Below are 18,110 nucleotides of genomic sequence, written 5' to 3'. Positions count from 1 at the left end.
GTGAAGCCCCCCTTAAGATGAGATATCCCGTGAGTAATCACATAAGACCCCTTAGAGACGATGAGGTAGATAGGGCAGAGGTGGAAGTGCGGTAACGCATGGAGCTGACTGTCACTAATAGGTCGAAGGCTTATCCAAAAGAAACGGAGAGCTGGTTGCAAAAGCGGCGTGAAGATGATATAATCGGTATACAGTTTTGAAGGTATCTGCTTTCAAAAAGATGATCCTCGATAGCTCAATGGTAGAGCACTCGGCTGTTAACCGAGTTGTTGTAGGTTCGAGCCCTACTCGGGGAGTTTTTTAAATAATCCGTAGATAGTGATATTTACGGATTTTCTTATAATCATGTATATGGACCTTTAGCTCAGTTGGTTAGAGCAATCGGCTCATAACCGATCGGTCCAGGGTTCGAGTCCCTGAGGGTCCACTGAATGAGCAGTCCATGTCTTGATTGAATTTTGATAGAACATCTACTGTTCATATTATGGCCTAGTGGCTCAGTTGGTTAGAGCGCCGCCCTGTCACGGCGGAGGTCACGGGTTCGAGTCCCGTCTGGGTCGTTGATGGATTATTGACATTTGTATCCATCTGTGATATTATGATATGCGGTTCCGTTGTTTTATACAGAGGAATTATCCAGCATTATTTGGGATCTTAGCTCAGCTGGGAGAGCATCTGCCTTACAAGCAGAGGGTCACAGGTTCGAGCCCTGTAGGTCCCACTCAGTAATATTTATATTACTATGCCGCAGTGGCGGAACTGGCAGACGCCCGGGACTTAAAATCCCGTGGGTAGTGATACCCGTACCGGTTCGATTCCGGTCTGCGGCATTCTTTCAGACAGAGCAGGCACACAGATGTGTTTGGCTCTGTTTTTTTTGTGCGAAACAGGGAATTTCTTATAAAGTAAAATATTTCATGAGAATAAAGGCATCGTTTATGGATAATAAAGCTTTAATAAAAAATTAAGAAAATCTCCAAAACCTCTATGTTTTGTGGTATACTGTATACGGATCATTTTCGTTATTGAGAGAATGATACTAATAACACATCACATGGAGGATAAAATGTTAGAGAAGTTTTTCAAGTTAAAAGAAAACGGAACTACGGTCAAGACTGAAGTGATTGCCGGTATTACCACATTTATGACAATGGCTTATATTCTTGCCGTTAATCCAAACATGCTTTCAGCAGCAGGAATGGATAGCACAGCCGTGCTGATCGCCACATGTCTGGCTTCATTCATCGGTACAATGGCAATGGCACTGCTTGCTAACTACCCATTTGCACTGGCTCCCGGTATGGGACTGAATGCATACTTTGCTTACACAGTATGTGGAAACATGGGTTATTCCTGGAAGGTAGCTCTTATGGCTGTATTTCTGGAAGGTATCGTATTTATTGTACTTTCACTGACTAGTGTACGTGAGGCAATTTTCAATGCAATTCCCAGTACACTTAAGAAAGGTGTGAGTGCTGGTATCGGTTTATTTATCGCATTTATCGGTCTGCAGGGAGCACACATCATCGTGAATGATGATTCTACTCTTCTGACATATTGTAAATTTGCTGATAACTGGCATACACAGGGGATTTGTGCAGTACTTGCACTGATCGGTCTGTTTATCACAGTTATTCTTTACATCAAGGGCTTCAAGGGATCTATTCTGATCGGTATCATCGCAACATGGATCCTCGGTATGATCTGTCAGGCTGCAGGTGTTTACCATATTGATGCAAAGGCTGGTTTCTACTCTCTGTATCCAACCATGCATATGACTGACTTCAGCAAGATCACAACCACATTTGGTCAGTGTTTCACAGCTGATTTCAAGGGCGTGGGTGTATTCAACTTTATCGTTGTTCTCTGTTCATTCCTGTTCGTTGATATGTTTGATACGATCGGAACATTAGTCGGAGTTTCATCCAAGGCCGGTATGCTGGATGAGAATGAGAAGCTTCCAAACATCAAGCCGGCACTGTTAGCAGACGCAATCGCAACAAGTGCAGGTGCTATTATCGGTACAAGTACAACAACAACTTACGTGGAGAGCTCAGCAGGTGTTGGTGCCGGTGCACGTACAGGTCTTGCTTCTGTAGTGACAGCAGTATTATTCCTTCTGGCAATCTTCTTCGCACCAATTTTCACAGCAATACCGGGCTTTGCAACTGCTCCGGCATTGATCTTCGTTGGTTTCCTGATGATCTCTTCTGTTGCACAGATCGACTTCAACGATCTGACAGAGGCAGTGCCTGCATATATGACCATTCTGGCAATGCCATTTGCATACAGTATCGCAGAGGGTATCTCTCTCGGAGTTATCTCTTATGTAATTATCAATGTGATCTGCGGAAAGGCAAAGAAGGTTACACCACTGATGTACATTCTTGCAGTATTGTTTGTTTGTAAGTATATTTTCTTATAAAGAACATATACGCAGGTTGATCCGGTATATGGACAGGAGCGTTATTGCTGCATGAAATGCATCGGCAATAGCATAGAATGAGAAATATGGGGGCAAGTACATTTGCCCCCTTTATAATAGTTATTTCTGTGACAGACACAGGAAAAAGAAAGGCATGGTTAATCATGAAGAAGAAAAGAAGGCTTCCAAAGGGCTGGAATTATGTGTTACTTCTGATCGTATGTCTTGCTGCCGTGGGCGGCGTTGTTGGACATAATTATCAGGAGAAGCAGAAACAGGAGAAGCAGCTGGCGCAGAGAGCCAAGAATGCAGTGAAGAGCGTAAAAGATCTGGATGGCAAGAAGATAGGAGTTCAGATTGGTACGACCGGTGACATTTATGCTTCCGATTATGAGGGCGATGATGCAGGAACAGTGATCGAGCGGTACAATAAGGGAACTGATGCGATCCAGGCGTTGAAGAACGGCAAGATCAACTGCGTTATCATCGATGAGCAGCCGGCAAAGGCTTACACCGAAAAGGATAATACACTGAAGATCTTAAAGGAAGAGTTTGCTCTTGAGGATTATGCGGTCTGCATTGACAAGAGTAATACAGATCTCAAGGAAAAGATCAACGAAGCGTTGACCAAGTTAAAAGAAGATGGAACTCTGCAGGATATTATTGATAATTATATCGGAGAGGATTCTGTCAAGGGTACAAAGCCGTACGAGATCAAGGATGTCAAGAGAAGTGGCACGCTGAAGATGGCAACCAATGCTTCATTTAAGCCATATGAATATTATGAGAATAATAAGATCACCGGTATTGATGTGGATATGATGCAGGCTGTCTGCGACGAGCTTGGCATGAAGCTTGAGGTTGAGGATATGGAGTTTGATTCTATCATTCCTGCAGTAACTTCCGGTAAGGCAGATGTTGGAGCGGCGGGTATGACTGTCACGAAGGATCGTCTCAAGAATATTGATTTTACAGAATCCTATACAACAGCAAAGCAGGTTATCATTACAATCGATCCTAAGGCCGGCATTACGAAGAGTTCCCTGGCGGAGCGTTTTCATGATAACTTTATTAAAGATAACAGATATCAGTATATTGTAAAGGGTCTGCAGAATACGCTGTTGATCACGGTATTTGCGGTATTGTTTGGTATTATTTTCGGCTTTGTGATCGCGGTGATCCGTACCGGTCATGATAAAAACGGAGGATTTCCGATACTCAATGCATTCTGCCGGATCTATCTGACTGTAATGCGTGGTACGCCGGCAGTTGTACAGCTGTTGATTTTCTATTATATTATCCTGGTGTCCGTGGATAACAAGCTTTTGGTAGCAATCGTTGCGTTCGGATTAAACTCTGCAGCGTATGTAGCGGAGGTTGTCCGTTCCGGAATCATGGCAGTAGACGGTGGACAGTTTGAGGCGGGAAGAAGCCTGGGTCTTAGCTATGCGCAGACCATGACATCTGTTATTCTGCCACAGGCATTCAAAAACACATTGCCTGCGCTGTGCAATGAGTTTATTAGTTTGTTGAAGGAGACCTCTATCAGCGGTTATATCGCTCTTGTAGATCTGACCAAGGCTGGAGATATTATACGAAGCAACACATATGATGCATTTATGCCGTTGATCGCCGTTGCGCTGATCTATCTGGTTATCGTAATGATCCTTACTGCAGGAGTGCATTGTCTGGAGAGGAGGCTGAGAAGCAATGAGCGATAAAGAAGTATTGATCCGCGTAGAGAATCTGGAGAAATCATTTGGAGATCAGCAGGTTATCAAAGGAATTTCCACCACGATCTGCAGAGGTGATGTTGTTGCAGTGATCGGTCCGTCCGGCTGTGGTAAATCCACTTTCTTACGTTCCATGAACTGTCTGGAGGATCCGACCGGCGGTCGTGTAACCTTCGAGGGAACGAATATCACCGACGAGGATGTGGATATTAACCTTGTCCGTGAGAAGATTGGTATGGTATTCCAGCAGTTTAATCTGTTCCCGAATATGACCGTTCGCGAAAATATTATGCTTGCGCCGGTAAAGCGTAAGAAAATGACAAAGGAGGAGGCTGCTGTAAAGGCAGACGAGCTGCTTGATCGTATTGGTCTGTCCGATAAGGCAGACAGCTATCCGGCAATGCTGTCCGGTGGACAGAAGCAGCGTATTGCGATCGCGCGTGCACTGGCAATGAATCCGGATGTCATGCTGTTTGATGAGCCGACCTCGGCACTGGATCCGGAGATGGTAGGAGAGGTGCTTTCCCTGATCAAAGAGCTGGCGGCAGAGGGAATGACGATGGTGATCGTTACGCATGAGATGGGATTTGCAAAAGAGGTTGCCAACCGCGTACTATTTCTGAACGAGGGACAGATTCAGGAGGAAAATACGCCGGAAGAGCTTTTTGAGCATCCCCAGAACGCAAGATTGCAGGATTTTTTGAGTAAAGTGTTATAATTTGTGAACAAACTGATAAATCTTTATTAAATCTTCGCCAAGATGGTTCCTTTTTCGAAAAAAGTGTGGTAAAACTATGCAAGGGCAAAAAAGAGGCACGCCAATAGCAATATATTGTTTAATGCGGATAGAGTATTTTGATATCGTGCCGCAAGCAGTCCTGAGAGAGTAAGAGAAGAAAGAGAAAAGAGAAAGGAGCAGTCGTTATGGGAGAAAAGATACCGGTACAGTTAAAGGATGTACATGATGTGAATGAGTTCGTCAATATTTTATCAGGCTTTGAGGGAGATTTTGATCTTTATTGCGGAAGATATTGTGTGGATGCCAAATCCATTCTCGGGATTATGACAATGGATCTGCGCAATCAGTTGTTTCTGACAGGCAACTGCGAACCTTCTGACAGACGTAACCTGGTACATGCATTGCAGGCGCGCGCATTTGCATAAGAATGACATTGGAATCATCTGACTGCAGTTGTCAGGTGTGTCCGATCAGGAACAAACAACCTCCTGAGGAGTGATTTCCTTAGGAGGTTGTTGCTTTTTCCGGCTATTTATCTTACACTAAAAGAAAAGAATAACAGGAGCAGGATACATATGAGGAGACACAGGAAATTTGCGTTGTGGATGGGAGTCATAATGGCAGTGTCTGCGGTTACCTCCGAAGTGCCGGACGATATATGTGAGGTGGTAAAGGCTGCGGAGAATACCGTGTCAATGACTGATTTCGCGTCTTCCGGCGAAGCAGCTGGAACGATCACGATCAGTACCGGGGAAGAATTAACGCTTTTTGCAGAGTATGTGAATGCCGGAAACAGCACGAAGGGGCGAAACTTCTGCCTGACATCGGATATAACTTTAAATGAAGCCTCTTATCAGTATCAGGATGCCTCAAAGAGAACGGGGATTTATTGTGACGAAGAACTGATTGGAGCAGTGGATCAGAGCGGAAACTGTTATGAGAATCTGGAAACATCGCAGACGACAGATCCCGGCAGTCTTTCCCGGGTGACTTTGTGGACTGCGGTCGGAACGAAGGGGTATCCGTTTCAGGGAAGCTTTGATGGTAAAGACCACACGATCCGGGGACTGTGCGTGATTGGAAATGAGAGTGATCCGGGGCTGTTTGGCTGTGTTGGTTCTAACGGAAGTGTTTGCCATTTAACGCTGGAGAAGGCTCTTGTAACAGGCAGGACGGGTGTCGGTGCCATTGTTGGGAATCTGCAGGGGACGCTGTCTGATGTCATCAGCCGTGCCAATATCGTCATGAGCTCCGGCTGTATTGGCGGAGCCGTCGGTGAGAACAGTGGAAGTATTGTAAACACGACTGCGCAGGATGTGGTTGTGATCGGAAGGAAGAATACACTGACCACGGAGCGGGACGAGATGGACCGGATCAACGGAATCGGCGGCATCGTCGGACGTCATACTGCCGGCGAACTGACAGGCTGCAGTCTGCGGGGAGAGGAGAGCCGGATCCCTTATGGCGGTGGCGGTATTGTGGGATATGTCGCAGGAGGCAATATCGCCTCCTGCGACAATTACAGCGACCTGCGAAGCAGCGGAGGCGACCTTGGCGGTATTGTGGATTTTGTGTTTCAGGGTTATTTACGTGACTGTAACAATTATGGCAATCTGGAGCTTGCCTATCATTCGGAGTCAAGCATCAATCTTGCCGGAATCGTTGCCGGAACATTTTCAAGCAACTGGAATGATATTGTGATCGATGGCTGTTTTAATTATGGAGATGTTTTGCAGAAGGAGCGCGAGGATGCTGTGGACGGAAACTGCATGGATTCGATCGGCGGTATTTCCGGACGCCATGGTGGAGGCGTGATCGGCAACTGTGGCAATTATGGGACAGTAGGGGTGATTACGAAGAAGAATGATTTGTCCTATGCGAGGATTGGCGGAGCCTATGGTTATCTACAGGTGGGAGGTATTGTTGCCGGGCTGGACGGAGCAAGCCGTGTGATCAATTGCTATAATATTGGCGATATTGAAGGCGATATTTTTTATGCCGGAGGCATCGCCGGACGGAAGAATATGACGCCGGTGGAGGGCTGCTATACCGTTGGAGAGATCAGGCAGCTGCTTGGAAAAGGACAGATTTGCGGATATATCGACGGAGGCTCTCTGACGCGCTGTTATTATTGGAAAGGAACGAATCGTACCGTTTATTCCCGGGCGACAGAACTGAATGAGTATTATGTGACCGGGTGCGAGGGTGTTTCACTTTCTGCGGCAAGAAGCAGTCTGATCGATAAGCTGAATGATTTTGTAGAATATCGACAGGGATACCAGTACAGCGAGCTTTGTCCACTGCACTCATGGGTGACAGGACCGAATGGCTATCCGGTATTTGGGACAGAGGGAGAAATGGCATGTCCGGTTGTATCTCCGAAGGCAGATCCGTATGAGACACAGAAACCGGTAATTTCCCTTCAACCGACAGATGAGCCGGGGGCTTCGAATGGTCCGACACAGGATCCGTCCGTCTCAGAGGTTCCATCAGAAACGTCACAGCCGGCAGATGGATCTTCTACGCAGCAGCCGGCAGCGACAGGAAGTGCGGCACCGGAGAGTCCATCGTCGACAGTATGGGCACAGAGTCCTTCTCCGTCTGCGGCAGTGGCGGAGAACATTAATGTTTCATTAAGACTGAAGGTTTCGCAGGAGCTTTCCTGTGTGTCCGGGGTGAATGTGTCGTTGCTGCAGATTCAGAAGGTGTCGCTGCGCTGGAAGAAGGTCAGTGGAGTTGACGGATACGGTATTTACCGCAGAGAGGGCAGGAATGGCGCACTCAAGCGGCTTGGGACAGTCACCGGAAAGACAAGTTATCTGGATGCAACGGTTCGCAAAGGAAAGAAATATCAGTATCAGATCTTTGCGTTCGGTGCCAGAGATGGTGAGGCAGTGCGCAGCAGAGCGGTAACCAGCGAGCGCATCCGGATCCCGGATTATGCGGAACCAACGGTATCCTATGCAACGGAGATAACACCCGGAAAAAATTATCTGAAGATCAAACTGAAGAAATATAAAGGTCAATATCTGGAGATTTGGATGAAGAAAAATGGTATTGTACAAACAACAACTCTTCATCCGATCTCCAAATATAATGGAGTCTTTCGTTTGTCCTATACCAAAAGAAAAGGCAGTGTGTACTGCAAGGTCAGGACATGGGAGATTAAGAATGGAAAGAAAAAATACAGTGCTTATACAGAGTTAAAACGGATACGGCTGTAAAGGAGCAGACAAATGATATCAGGAGGTCAGAAAAGATGCAGCTGCTGCATGCATCTGCTGGAACAGGGAGATGTATGCAGTGCCTGTGGATACGACAATCAAAACAGCCAGACGCCGCCATACTGTCTGCCAGAGGGAACCTGCCTGAAGCAGCGTTATTACACGGGATGCGTTCTGGGGGAGGGCGGTTTTGGAATTACCTATCTGGGCTGGGATCAGACCCTGTCCATACCGGTTGCCATCAAAGAATATTATCCCAGAGAATTTGTACGAAGAAACCCGGTGCGGTCTCATTCTCAGGTAAACCGTGTTGATGGGGAAACCTGCGCACAGCAGGAATATCAGAAGGGGATGAAAGCGTTTCTTAAGGAAGCGCAGACGCTTGCACAGTTTCAGTCACTGGAGGGTGCAGCGGTTGTACATGACTATTTTACAGAGAATGATACCGCATACATTGTAATGGAATATATTGATGGGATCAGTGTCGAGGAGTATGTACAAAAAAACGGACAGATACCCGCAGGGCAGGTTCAAACCATGCTTCGTCCGGTATTGGATACCTTAGAGGAGATGCACGCACATCATATCATTCACCGCGATGTCAGTGCGGATAACCTGATGATCACCAGACAGGGATTTATGAAGCTTGTGGATTTTGGAGCGGCTCGAAGTACTGTGAACCGCGATCACACGATGACGGTCATATACAAACGTGGATTTGCACCGGAGGAGCAGTATCGCAGCAAGGGGCAGACCGGTCCATGGTCAGATGTGTACAGCGTCAGTGCCGTTATGTATTATATGCTTTCCGGGGTCATGCCGGAGGAGGCATCGCAGCGTCTTGTCAGTGACCGGACAGTTCCGCTGGATCAGATGGAGGGCGTTGCGCTTCCTAAGGGCTGGAGTGACGCGATCGGTAAAGGAATGTCAGTGATGGCAGCAGACCGTTATCAAAGCATTCGTGCGCTGCGCGAAGCATTGGGAGAAAGCGGGCGGACAGCATGCCGGGAACACTGGGGACAGGAGAGGCAGGAAGAACGACGCAGAAAGTCTCTGGCGGCGGGGGAGGAAGAGTTATCGACCGAACGGATCGCCGGAGAATTATTACAGGCAGGAAAAGAGCAGGAGAGCCGGAAGGAAAGGCAACTGATCCGGGAGAAAGCCTTACGGGTAAAGCGGAAAATATATCTTCGGATCGGTCTTGTACTCATTGTGCTTGTGGCAGCAGGAGCAGGCATCGCAATGATGCGTCTTAATGGGCAGGCTCAGAAAGAAGGCAGATTACCGGCGCAAACCAGTCTGGCAGCAGACATGCCATCGGAACAAAAGACACAGGGAGGGACAGCATCGCCGGAACAAACGACACTTGGAATAACTGCAACTGCATTGCCGGAACAAATGACGTCGATTCCGAAAACCACAGCGGAAAAGACGTCATCTGTTACCAGAAGTCCAGATGATAAGAAGCCGTCAGAGCGTCCGGATAAGATAACGGACAAAGTGTCAAAACGGGAAGAAAAGACCACAAAGGTATCCCGGAACAGAAAGAAGAAAACGTCAGCGACAGCAAGACCAAATAAAACAGAAGCAACACCAAAAACAACGAAAAAGAAAACGACAGGGCAAAAAGACAAGAAGAATGTAATAGGTTCTCTGGATACCCTGCTTGGGGAATAAAAGGTGAGGTCAAAAAATGGGACAGGATTATGGATTTGACACATTTCTAATGGAGCGGTGGGGTGGATCAGAGCCGGCGGATGAGAAGCAACGCCGTCATGCAGCGTTCCGGGCATTACAGAAGAAACTAAAAGATTGTGATATTGCTGCGCCGGGAACCATTCGTGCCTGGTGCGGCATCACCAAAAGAAGTGAACCCGGCAGAGATAAAATGTATCAACTGGCATTTGCACTGCATCTGACGCATGAGGAGCTGAAACAGTATCTCATAGAGGGACTCCGCATGCCCGGCGTCCAGGTCAACGATTACCGGGAAATCATCTATTATTATGGGCTGGAGCATAAGCTGTCCATGGAAAAATGCGAGGAAATGATCCTCGTCTTTGAAAAGCATATGTGCCGGACATATGTACCGCTGCAGAAGACACATACAAAACGTTTGTGGAGCTTCTACGACGACTGGCGCAAACTTGATCCCGTGCATTTTCTAAAACGGATGTGTACCCATGCAGAGATGTTTAAAGGGTACTCCAAGACAACGCTAGACTATTTCATCCGATTAAAATCGGAGCTGCTGCAGTACATTCAGGAGGATGTCAAAAAAGGCATGGAAGAAGATCTGGAGCAGCTTGGCTACAGGCAGTGGCTTGAGGAAAGCGGAATTGACGATGGCGATGATAAGGAGCTGATAAAACGTTTTCTGAAAAACATCAGCCGGAGAAGAAAGATGCAGGTCAATGCATCCGCCAAAGAATTGATCCGGTCGGTGCGGCGCGACTGCAGTGTCGTATATGCGGAGCATGGGCGGAACCGGGATGTATTAAGAGAATTATATGCACCGGTCGTGCAGCCCGGTACCAAAAATATCTTCTATAAAAGGGCATCCGGAGCTGCTGCGAAATCCGAGATCCCTTATATGTCAGAACGGCATATATCCGATTTGCTTCGTGTCTCACTGCAAAAGGAACGGGAAATCCAGATGGCACAGGCTCTGGCATATCTGCGGGGCGAGCCGAAACAGGACGTATGCCCGGAATGGATCTGTGCGTACCTCGACAAGCTGGCATGTGAGGGACATAGTGATTCAGACACACCGGAAAAGGTGTCCGGATCCGTTACGATCGGGGAAGCGGAGGAGATATTAGCCAGACAGCATCAGCTTCAGAAAAAACGCTGTCTGCTCATACAGAGAGATGATCTGCTTCCGCTGCTGTTAGAAGTGTCCGGCCGCAAATACAAAAAAGAACAGGAACTACTGGGGCAAAAAACGGACAGAGAAGAGGCAAAAAACCGTTTTTGCAGAATGGCAAATACCGTTCTGGCGGATTGTGCCATGGCATGTCTGGATGAACGGTATGCGTTGGACAGACTGCTGCTTGACAGCTTTTCGAAAAGCGATGTGGAGGGTATTGCGGATCTGATCGACAATGGGATTGGATGATTGTGAATATTTTGTAGGATATGCATGCATAATAATGTTGGAAGATGGAATAAAAATGAGGTAAGTATGGACAAAATGCCGCGGTGTCCGGTGATTTACAAATCTATCAAACATAAGAACAGTAACAGATTATGAAAGGTCTGCTGCTGTTCTTTTTCGTTTTATATTGATCAAAATAGAAAAGAAAATGGGACAATGCCATGGGAAAATAAATCTGAGGATGACGAATGGTGTCATGTTGAAAGCGTATGATAAAAACGTAATACGAAATTTATAACAGGAGAAACAAGACAGAAGATGAACAACAAACATTCTAAAAATTCCAGAACCCTGAGCATGTATGTCCGTCTTTGCGCCGGAAAGCGGATCAATAAGGCGGAGGAAGCCAATCGATTTGGCGTGGATGAGCGGTCGATCCAACGCGACATTGATGATATCCGGGCATTTCTGGAGGATCAGAAAGCGGAAAGCACGGCAGAGTCACGGGAGATCGTGTACGACAGGATACATAAAGGTTTCGTGATGACCGGGACGGACGGTTCCGCCATGAGCAACAGCGAAATACTTGCCGTGAGTAAGATCCTTTTAGAGAGCCGGGCGTTTGGCAAAAAGGAGATGGAAGCACTGCTCAATAAACTGGTGGAAGGCTGTGTGCCACTGCGCAATATGAAGCTGGTATCCGACCTGATCGCCAATGAGAAGTACCATTATGTGGAGCTTACCCATCCGATCCGGAATCCGGACATTTTGTGGAAGCTCGGTGAGGCGGTCCGGGGCTGTAACCGGCTTGAGATCCACTATCAGAAGCAGGATGCGGTACAGGAGAATGTGAAGCGTGTCATTGAACCTGTCGGGATTATTTTCTCCGAGTATTATTTTTATCTGAATGCATTCATCGTCGAAAAGAATGCGGCCGGAAGATATGAGCACAAGTACAGTTATCCAGCAATATTCCGGATCGATCGGATCGTCAAATGCCGGGAAATGGGTGAGAAGTTCAAATTGCCGTATAATGGGAGATTTGAGGAGGGAGAGTTTCGTAAAAGAGTTCAGTTTATGTACAGCGGTGAACTGATGCGGGTGAAATTTCTGTTTTTTGGAAAGAATGCAGAGGCAGTGTTAGACCGCCTGCCTACTGCAAAGATCGTGTCCTGTCAGGACGGTGCCTGTGAAATAGAAGCGGAAGTGTACGGAAAAGGCATCCTGATGTGGCTGCTCAGTCAGGGGGAACAGGTGGAGATTCTGAGACCGGAGTGGCTACGGGAGGAGATGGGACAAAAGCTTGGAAAAATGCAGGAGAGATATCAGTAGAAAATAAGCAGGATGACAGAATGTGTCATAACACGAATGTATAATTTTATTTATAAATGAAAGTTCGGATGATGAGGGGTGAGCATACACATGAAAGATCAATTGGAGAAAATTGAGAAACGTTTGGCATGCATAGAAGAAAACACACGTCTTTTGTTGTTATCTGATGTTATGAGGGAGTTGGATAAATCTACAGATATTCTGGAAGATAAGCTGCTGTCAGAGTGGCTGGAACAGCAGCGGATGACAATGGAAAAACTTGATACAGTGAATGGTCAAAGGCTAGTGTATCTGTCTTTTTTAGAGAAAGTCGGATTGAAACGGATTCGTGCAGCCGGTACAGAAATTATCCAGAAATTTGAAGTGGTACCGGTGTTCGTATTTGACACACTTACAACAATACAGAAAAGAACCTTATTAAATGAGAAATATTCCTATATTATTCGTGACAGGGAACAGCATCTTTTTTTATCGTAGGAGGGCGCGATGGCAGAGGAAACAAAAGAGAATGAAAAACAATTATTGCTTGATTTGCAGCAATCAAATGAGGTCATTGATTTGTTTGGTAGTATGCAACTGGTCAATAAGAACACAGTTGTGGACAAACTGGTTGAGACAGAACTGACAAAAAAGGGAAAATTAAGAGCAAATGAAATGTGTTTTTACCGGGTGAAACAATTGTCTTTTGATGAGGATTATCCACACAGGGAAGCCTTTGAAAATGTACTGTTATCTATGGATAATGATGCTTTTAATTTTGTTTATGTATTAACCGGTACAGAAGAGGGAATAGAATTATGTCTTGGAGTTGTACAAAATCAAAATGAAAATGTATCTGTACTTGGTAAGAAATTATCTGCAAGTAATTATGGAGAGATTATTTCCAATGTATTCGAGGGAAATTTCAGTGGAAGTAAGTTAGAACGTCTCAAGGGAAAGGAACTTGATAAGCTGGTTGGAGATGATCTGGCAGATAAATATAAAAATGCAGGAGTGATTGTGGGAATTCCTTCTATTAACGAGAAGGAAACCGGGGATGATTATGATTTTCAGGGAATTGACAGACTGATCAACAGTATGCTCGGTTTGGAATGGAGACTTGTGGTGGTCTGTGAACCGGTAAGTAAATCCGAAATTTTAAATATCAAAGATGATATTTATGAGTTGTATAATCGTTTATCCGTTGTTGCAAAGAAAACTATGCAGGAATCGATCAATGATGGTGCTACGATTACCTTTGGAAAAAACACCTCAGATTCCAAAGGAAAAAACTGGGGTTATAATCATGGAACTTCGGATTCGGAAGGTAAAAATGGTGAGCATTGGAGTAAATCCACACAATATTCCGAACAGAATTCGGAAGGACATGATGAAAGCCATTCCGAAGGAAGTAATATGGGATTTAACATGAATAGAGGTTCCTCTAAATCGGTTACTATTGAGATGGCGAATAAGCATGCAGAAGAAATTATGAAATATATCAATGAAGAATTACTGGACCGTATGAAAGTAGGATACAGTAAGGGGCTGTTTAAGACCTCTGTTTATTATATGGCGAAGGAACCAACACATGCGAACCGGTTAAAAGTTGGTCTGATGTCATTATTTCAGGGGAATCAGTCTTCCTATAGTCCGTTATATGCTCAAAATATTGATGTTTCCAAAGAGTTTGATGTATTGCGGGTTTATCAGAATCAGTATGTCAGGGAAGAGACAGCATCCGGTGATGCGTTGATGCTTTTAGGAAGACCGTTTTACGGTTCGAATGTTGGACTGAATACTTATCTGACAACCGCGGAGATTTCACTTCTTGCAGGACTTCCGCAGAAAGAGGTTCCGGGGGTTTCTTTAAAGGAAGGTATCGGTTTTGGGCTAAATGAAAAGGAGATTGATGACGAAGAGAGCATCAATCTTGGAAATATGGTTCAAAAGGGACGAGAACTGACAAAGATTCCGTTTAAATTATCAAAAAAGAGTATGTCAAAGCATACGTTTGTGGCAGGTGTTACCGGAAGTGGTAAGACAACAACCTGTCACCGCCTGCTGTCGGAGGCGGATATGCCGTTTCTTGTAATTGAACCGGCTAAAACAGAGTATCGGACTTTAATCAATACCAGAAAAGATATTGTCGTTTTTACCGTTGGAAATGAAACTGTGGCGCCATTCCGGTTGAATCCATTTGAATTGTTAGAGGGTGAGATCATTTCAGCACATGTTGATATGATTAAAGCCACATTTACCTCTGCTTTTCCAATGGAAGCATCTATGCCACAGCTTTTGGAAGAAGCAATATATCGGAGCTACGAAAAAAAGGGATGGGATATTGATAATAATGAAAATACCATTTACGGAGCAGAGGCATATGATCCGGAAGTAGATAGTTTTCCGATTTTGTCGGATCTTTTGGAAGAAATGAAAAATGTGGTAGAAGAAAAGGGCTTCAGTCAGCAAATGCAGGCAGATTATATCGGATCTCTGGTAAGTCGTTTGTCCAATCTGACGGTAGGATCAAAAGGAAGTATGCTGAACTGTGAGCATTCTACGGATTTTGAGTACATTATCAAAAATAATGTGATCATTGAGATGGAAGAGTTGAAATCTCCAGAGGATAAAGCGTTGTTGATGGGATTTATTCTCAGCCGTTTATCTGCATTTGTGAAAGCAGAGCATCGTAAAAACCATAATTTTAAGCATCTGACCCTGGTGGAGGAGGCACACCGTCTGTTATCAAAGGTTGAGTATGGTGACAGTGGCTCAAAGAAATCAGCAGTAGAAACATTTACAGATCTTTTGGCTGAGGTTCGTAAATATGGAGAGGGCTTGATCATTGTTGATCAGATTCCGAACAAGCTGGCTTCGGAGGTCCTGAAAAATACTAACACCAAGATTATTCATAAGATACTGGCACAGGATGATAAAGAAGCAGTGGGAGATACGATGCTGATGGATGACAAACAAAAAGAGTATCTATCTGCTCTGGAAGTAGGAAATGCCATTGTCTTTTCTGAAAATACAGACAAGCCGGTTCATGTTCATATTACAGCAGTCAGCGATACGAATGAGGAAGAGATCGAGGATGTAGTGGTAAGAAAACGTTTTTATGAAAAAAAGATGTTTTTGGGAACAGTGTATCAGGATTATGATCTTTTACAGTTGTCGGGGGCATTTAATAAAGTTTGTCATAAAATGGCAAAGCTGCAAGATGATCCTGAAATGTTTATGGATATGAATAAAAAGTTTATTAATACTGTTGGAGATGATGAGGAGGAACAAAGAAAAGGATGGAAAAAATTAATTAAGAGAAGGGAGGCAGTGACGGGAAAGAGAATTGGCAGTACGGAGGATGAAGAGGAAAGAGTACAGTTTTTGGTGGATCTTTTCCAAAACACGTTCAGCGTAAATGATTTTTCAGTGGATATGTTGAACGGAGAGCAGGCAAAATGTGTGATGAAATATTGTGAATGAAAGTAAGGAGGATGATTTCGTATGGCACTTGGAGCACTTATTGCTGGAGCAGTGGGAACAATTGTGGCAGCAGCCGTATCAGTAACGAAAGCGTTAGCAGTAGCAGGGCTGGCAATTCAGGGATTAAAAGCAATTGGGGCGGTATTTACAGCTCTTTGCAAAGCACTTGGCTTGATCAAGCCTGAGACGGAAGTGGAAGATCTGGGAGATAAAGCACTGCAGGCTGAGCAGGATGGTATTGTCCCGGAGAATTTCGATTCTTATGAAGAGTATATGAAGACGGTGGAAGATTATGAAACAGATCCGGAACGTTCTAAGCAGATCTCTCAGGAAGACAAGATGAGAAAAGGTCTTGAATTGATAAGCGGCGTTATGATCGAGAAATTTAAAGATTTTCCAATGTCAGATCTGTTAGTAAGCATGGGGAAAAATATAGATTTCTTTACACCGGAAAAGGTTGGAGAGCTTGCTGGAGTTATTATGAAAGAACCAAATGTTATAGGTGATCTGTCAGGTTATCTGTCCGGAACAGAGAAAAACGATGCCAAATTAGAAAGCGCGATAGATACGCTGACATCAGTAACAAAGATGGTTGAACCGGAAAAAAATGACGTTGAAATTTTGCGAGATATTGCTGCATTAAGAAAGTAAATCTTGGTCATTAAAATAGAACAAGGTATGGTGGAAAAATGGAAGATACATATAAGATTTTAATCGGGATGACTGAAGATACTTTGGAAGTGGTTGATATTAGTGATGCTCATAATATTGAGATGATAGGAATTGAAGGCAATGAGAGAATGAAATGGGAAAGTCAGGCGGATATTGATAAATTTGTAGAATATATCCGGGATTTTTATAACATTGATTCCTTTGAAGATATTTGCATGAATGTGTCCATTATCTATGCGGATACGGATATGGAGTATTTGCATTATCTGTACCTGCAAATTAAAGAAGCTTTCAGGGTGAATGTGATACAGACAGAGCAGATACTGCCGTTTGTAAGTTTGTCGATGGGACTGTTCAATGATAAAAAGAAATCCATCTGTATTGAACTGATGAAAAAACATTATCGTGTTTTTCAGGATAAGGACAAAAGTTATGTTTGTCAGAAAGCAGATTCAGGAAAAGATGTTCAGAATATTCCGTTGTCTGATCTTGCATGTTTTTATTACTTAACGGGCTCTAATATCAAAGGGGAAGATGAGGTCAAACAGCTGAATGAACTTTGGAAAAGCAAACTGAAAGAAGAAATTCGCAAATGTGAGGAAAAGTGCAATGACAAGCTGGAGAAAATGAAAAATACGAATACGGCTTTGGAAAAAGAACTGAGAGCAAAGATTAAAAAGCTGGAAGAACAATTGAGCAATAAAAAGAAAGATGGAGAACGTTATTTTGTAACACATCATCATACACCGGTATTTAATGGATTCCTAGCAGACTTGATGATGTTTGGAGATGAAAAAGCATTTTATACTTTATCTGCGAAATATGCAAATGGGCAGCTGGTAAAAGAGGGGAACGAAGTAGGAACAATTCAGCTGAAACGTGGTGATTACAGTCCTTCTTCAGTTCAACCCATTTCTATTGAGGCAAATCATTCCGGACGCATTTTCTGGTTATTTGATAAGAGCGAAAAAGAACCGGATGGCAAGAATATAGCTGTCATAGGAACAATGCAGGATACCGTGGATGACATTAATGACTGGCTGGCACGGATGCACTGCAAAGAGCGGGTGAAAGTATGAATCAAGGAAAAGTACATTTTTTAATATAAAGCTTTTGAAGAAAAGAAAGGAGAAATTATGCAGAAATTTTTTATGATCATTGGTAAGAATAAACTGAATGTATATTCAACCAATGGTGGTCAGTGGGAAAAGCAGTATTTTGAAGGAAATCCGGAGTTTGAGTATGAGGTAAACAATGCTAGACACGATATTGAAAAGATGTTTGAGCTTTTGGTTAGCGAATACAATCTGGATTCTAAGGCAGAACTGGAATTTTCGGTGTTGTGTAATGAGGATTCCGTATACAACGATGTTATTGAGAGGTGTATGAAGGAGTATATCTGTGAGAAAAAAGAACTGGAACA

13 protein-coding genes, 5 tRNA genes and 1 rRNA gene are annotated in these 18,110 nt (G+C 44.3%); all 19 read left to right on the top strand.

The features are described from left to right. Positions 1–138, top strand: a 23S ribosomal RNA gene (locus ACZLMD_RS11605); the annotation flags it as partial. Positions 139–224: 86 nt separating this feature from the next. Continuing rightward, positions 225–296: transfer RNA gene (locus ACZLMD_RS11600), tRNA-Asn, on the top strand. Between the two features lie 57 nt (positions 297–353). Then, positions 354–427, top strand: a tRNA-Ile gene (locus ACZLMD_RS11595). 59 nt (positions 428–486) lie between these two features. Next, positions 487–560, top strand: a tRNA-Asp gene (locus tag ACZLMD_RS11590). A gap of 88 nt (positions 561–648) precedes the next feature. Beyond that, positions 649–721, top strand: a tRNA-Val gene (locus ACZLMD_RS11585). 23 nt (positions 722–744) lie between these two features. Continuing rightward, positions 745–830, top strand: a tRNA-Leu gene (locus ACZLMD_RS11580). Positions 831–1,066: 236 nt separating this feature from the next. Continuing rightward, on the top strand, positions 1,067–2,425 hold the full coding sequence (locus ACZLMD_RS11575; protein ID WP_022306044.1) for an NCS2 family permease: 1,359 nt from the start codon (positions 1,067–1,069) through the stop codon (positions 2,423–2,425). Between the two features lie 164 nt (positions 2,426–2,589). Further along, positions 2,590–4,146, top strand: a complete 1,557-nt coding sequence (locus tag ACZLMD_RS11570) for an ABC transporter permease subunit (protein WP_489495740.1) — start codon at positions 2,590–2,592, stop codon at positions 4,144–4,146. After that, positions 4,136–4,876: an amino acid ABC transporter ATP-binding protein gene (locus tag ACZLMD_RS11565; protein WP_489495739.1), complete on the top strand. Its 741-nt coding sequence runs from the start codon at positions 4,136–4,138 to the stop codon at positions 4,874–4,876. Before ACZLMD_RS11570 ends, ACZLMD_RS11565 begins: the two co-directional genes overlap by 11 nt. A 206-nt stretch (positions 4,877–5,082) precedes the next feature. Beyond that, on the top strand, positions 5,083–5,322 hold the full coding sequence (locus tag ACZLMD_RS11560) for an HPr family phosphocarrier protein (RefSeq protein WP_022306047.1): 240 nt from the start codon (positions 5,083–5,085) through the stop codon (positions 5,320–5,322). Positions 5,323–5,472: 150 nt separating this feature from the next. Beyond that, a complete protein-coding gene (locus ACZLMD_RS11555; protein ID WP_489495737.1) occupies positions 5,473–8,121 on the top strand; it encodes a hypothetical protein in 2,649 nt (882 codons plus the stop codon). Positions 8,122–8,133: 12 nt separating this feature from the next. Beyond that, a complete protein-coding gene (locus tag ACZLMD_RS11550) occupies positions 8,134–9,798 on the top strand; it encodes a serine/threonine protein kinase (RefSeq protein ID WP_489495735.1) in 1,665 nt (554 codons plus the stop codon). Between the two features lie 16 nt (positions 9,799–9,814). Continuing rightward, positions 9,815–11,239, top strand: a complete 1,425-nt coding sequence (locus ACZLMD_RS11545) for a hypothetical protein (protein ID WP_118561579.1) — start codon at positions 9,815–9,817, stop codon at positions 11,237–11,239. A 297-nt stretch (positions 11,240–11,536) separates the two neighbouring features. Beyond that, a complete protein-coding gene (locus ACZLMD_RS11540; RefSeq protein WP_489495734.1) occupies positions 11,537–12,550 on the top strand; it encodes a helix-turn-helix transcriptional regulator in 1,014 nt (337 codons plus the stop codon). Positions 12,551–12,640: 90 nt separating this feature from the next. Further along, positions 12,641–13,027: a hypothetical protein gene (locus ACZLMD_RS11535; RefSeq protein WP_118561575.1), complete on the top strand. Its 387-nt coding sequence runs from the start codon at positions 12,641–12,643 to the stop codon at positions 13,025–13,027. A 9-nt stretch (positions 13,028–13,036) separates the two neighbouring features. Beyond that, positions 13,037–16,015 (top strand): ATP-binding protein, encoded by a 2,979-nt coding sequence (locus tag ACZLMD_RS11530; protein ID WP_489495732.1) that lies wholly within the window; start codon positions 13,037–13,039, stop codon positions 16,013–16,015. 21 nt (positions 16,016–16,036) lie between these two features. After that, positions 16,037–16,666, top strand: a complete 630-nt coding sequence (locus ACZLMD_RS11525; RefSeq protein WP_489495731.1) for a hypothetical protein — start codon at positions 16,037–16,039, stop codon at positions 16,664–16,666. 38 nt (positions 16,667–16,704) lie between these two features. After that, positions 16,705–17,766 (top strand): hypothetical protein, encoded by a 1,062-nt coding sequence (locus ACZLMD_RS11520; RefSeq protein WP_489495730.1) that lies wholly within the window; start codon positions 16,705–16,707, stop codon positions 17,764–17,766. Positions 17,767–17,823: 57 nt separating this feature from the next. Beyond that, positions 17,824–18,110 (top strand): hypothetical protein (locus ACZLMD_RS11515; protein ID WP_489495728.1); only part of this gene is annotated, 287 nt, incomplete at its 3' end.

The organism is Jutongia sp., assembly GCF_057878315.1.
This window is presented reverse-complemented; position numbering and strand designations above follow the sequence as displayed.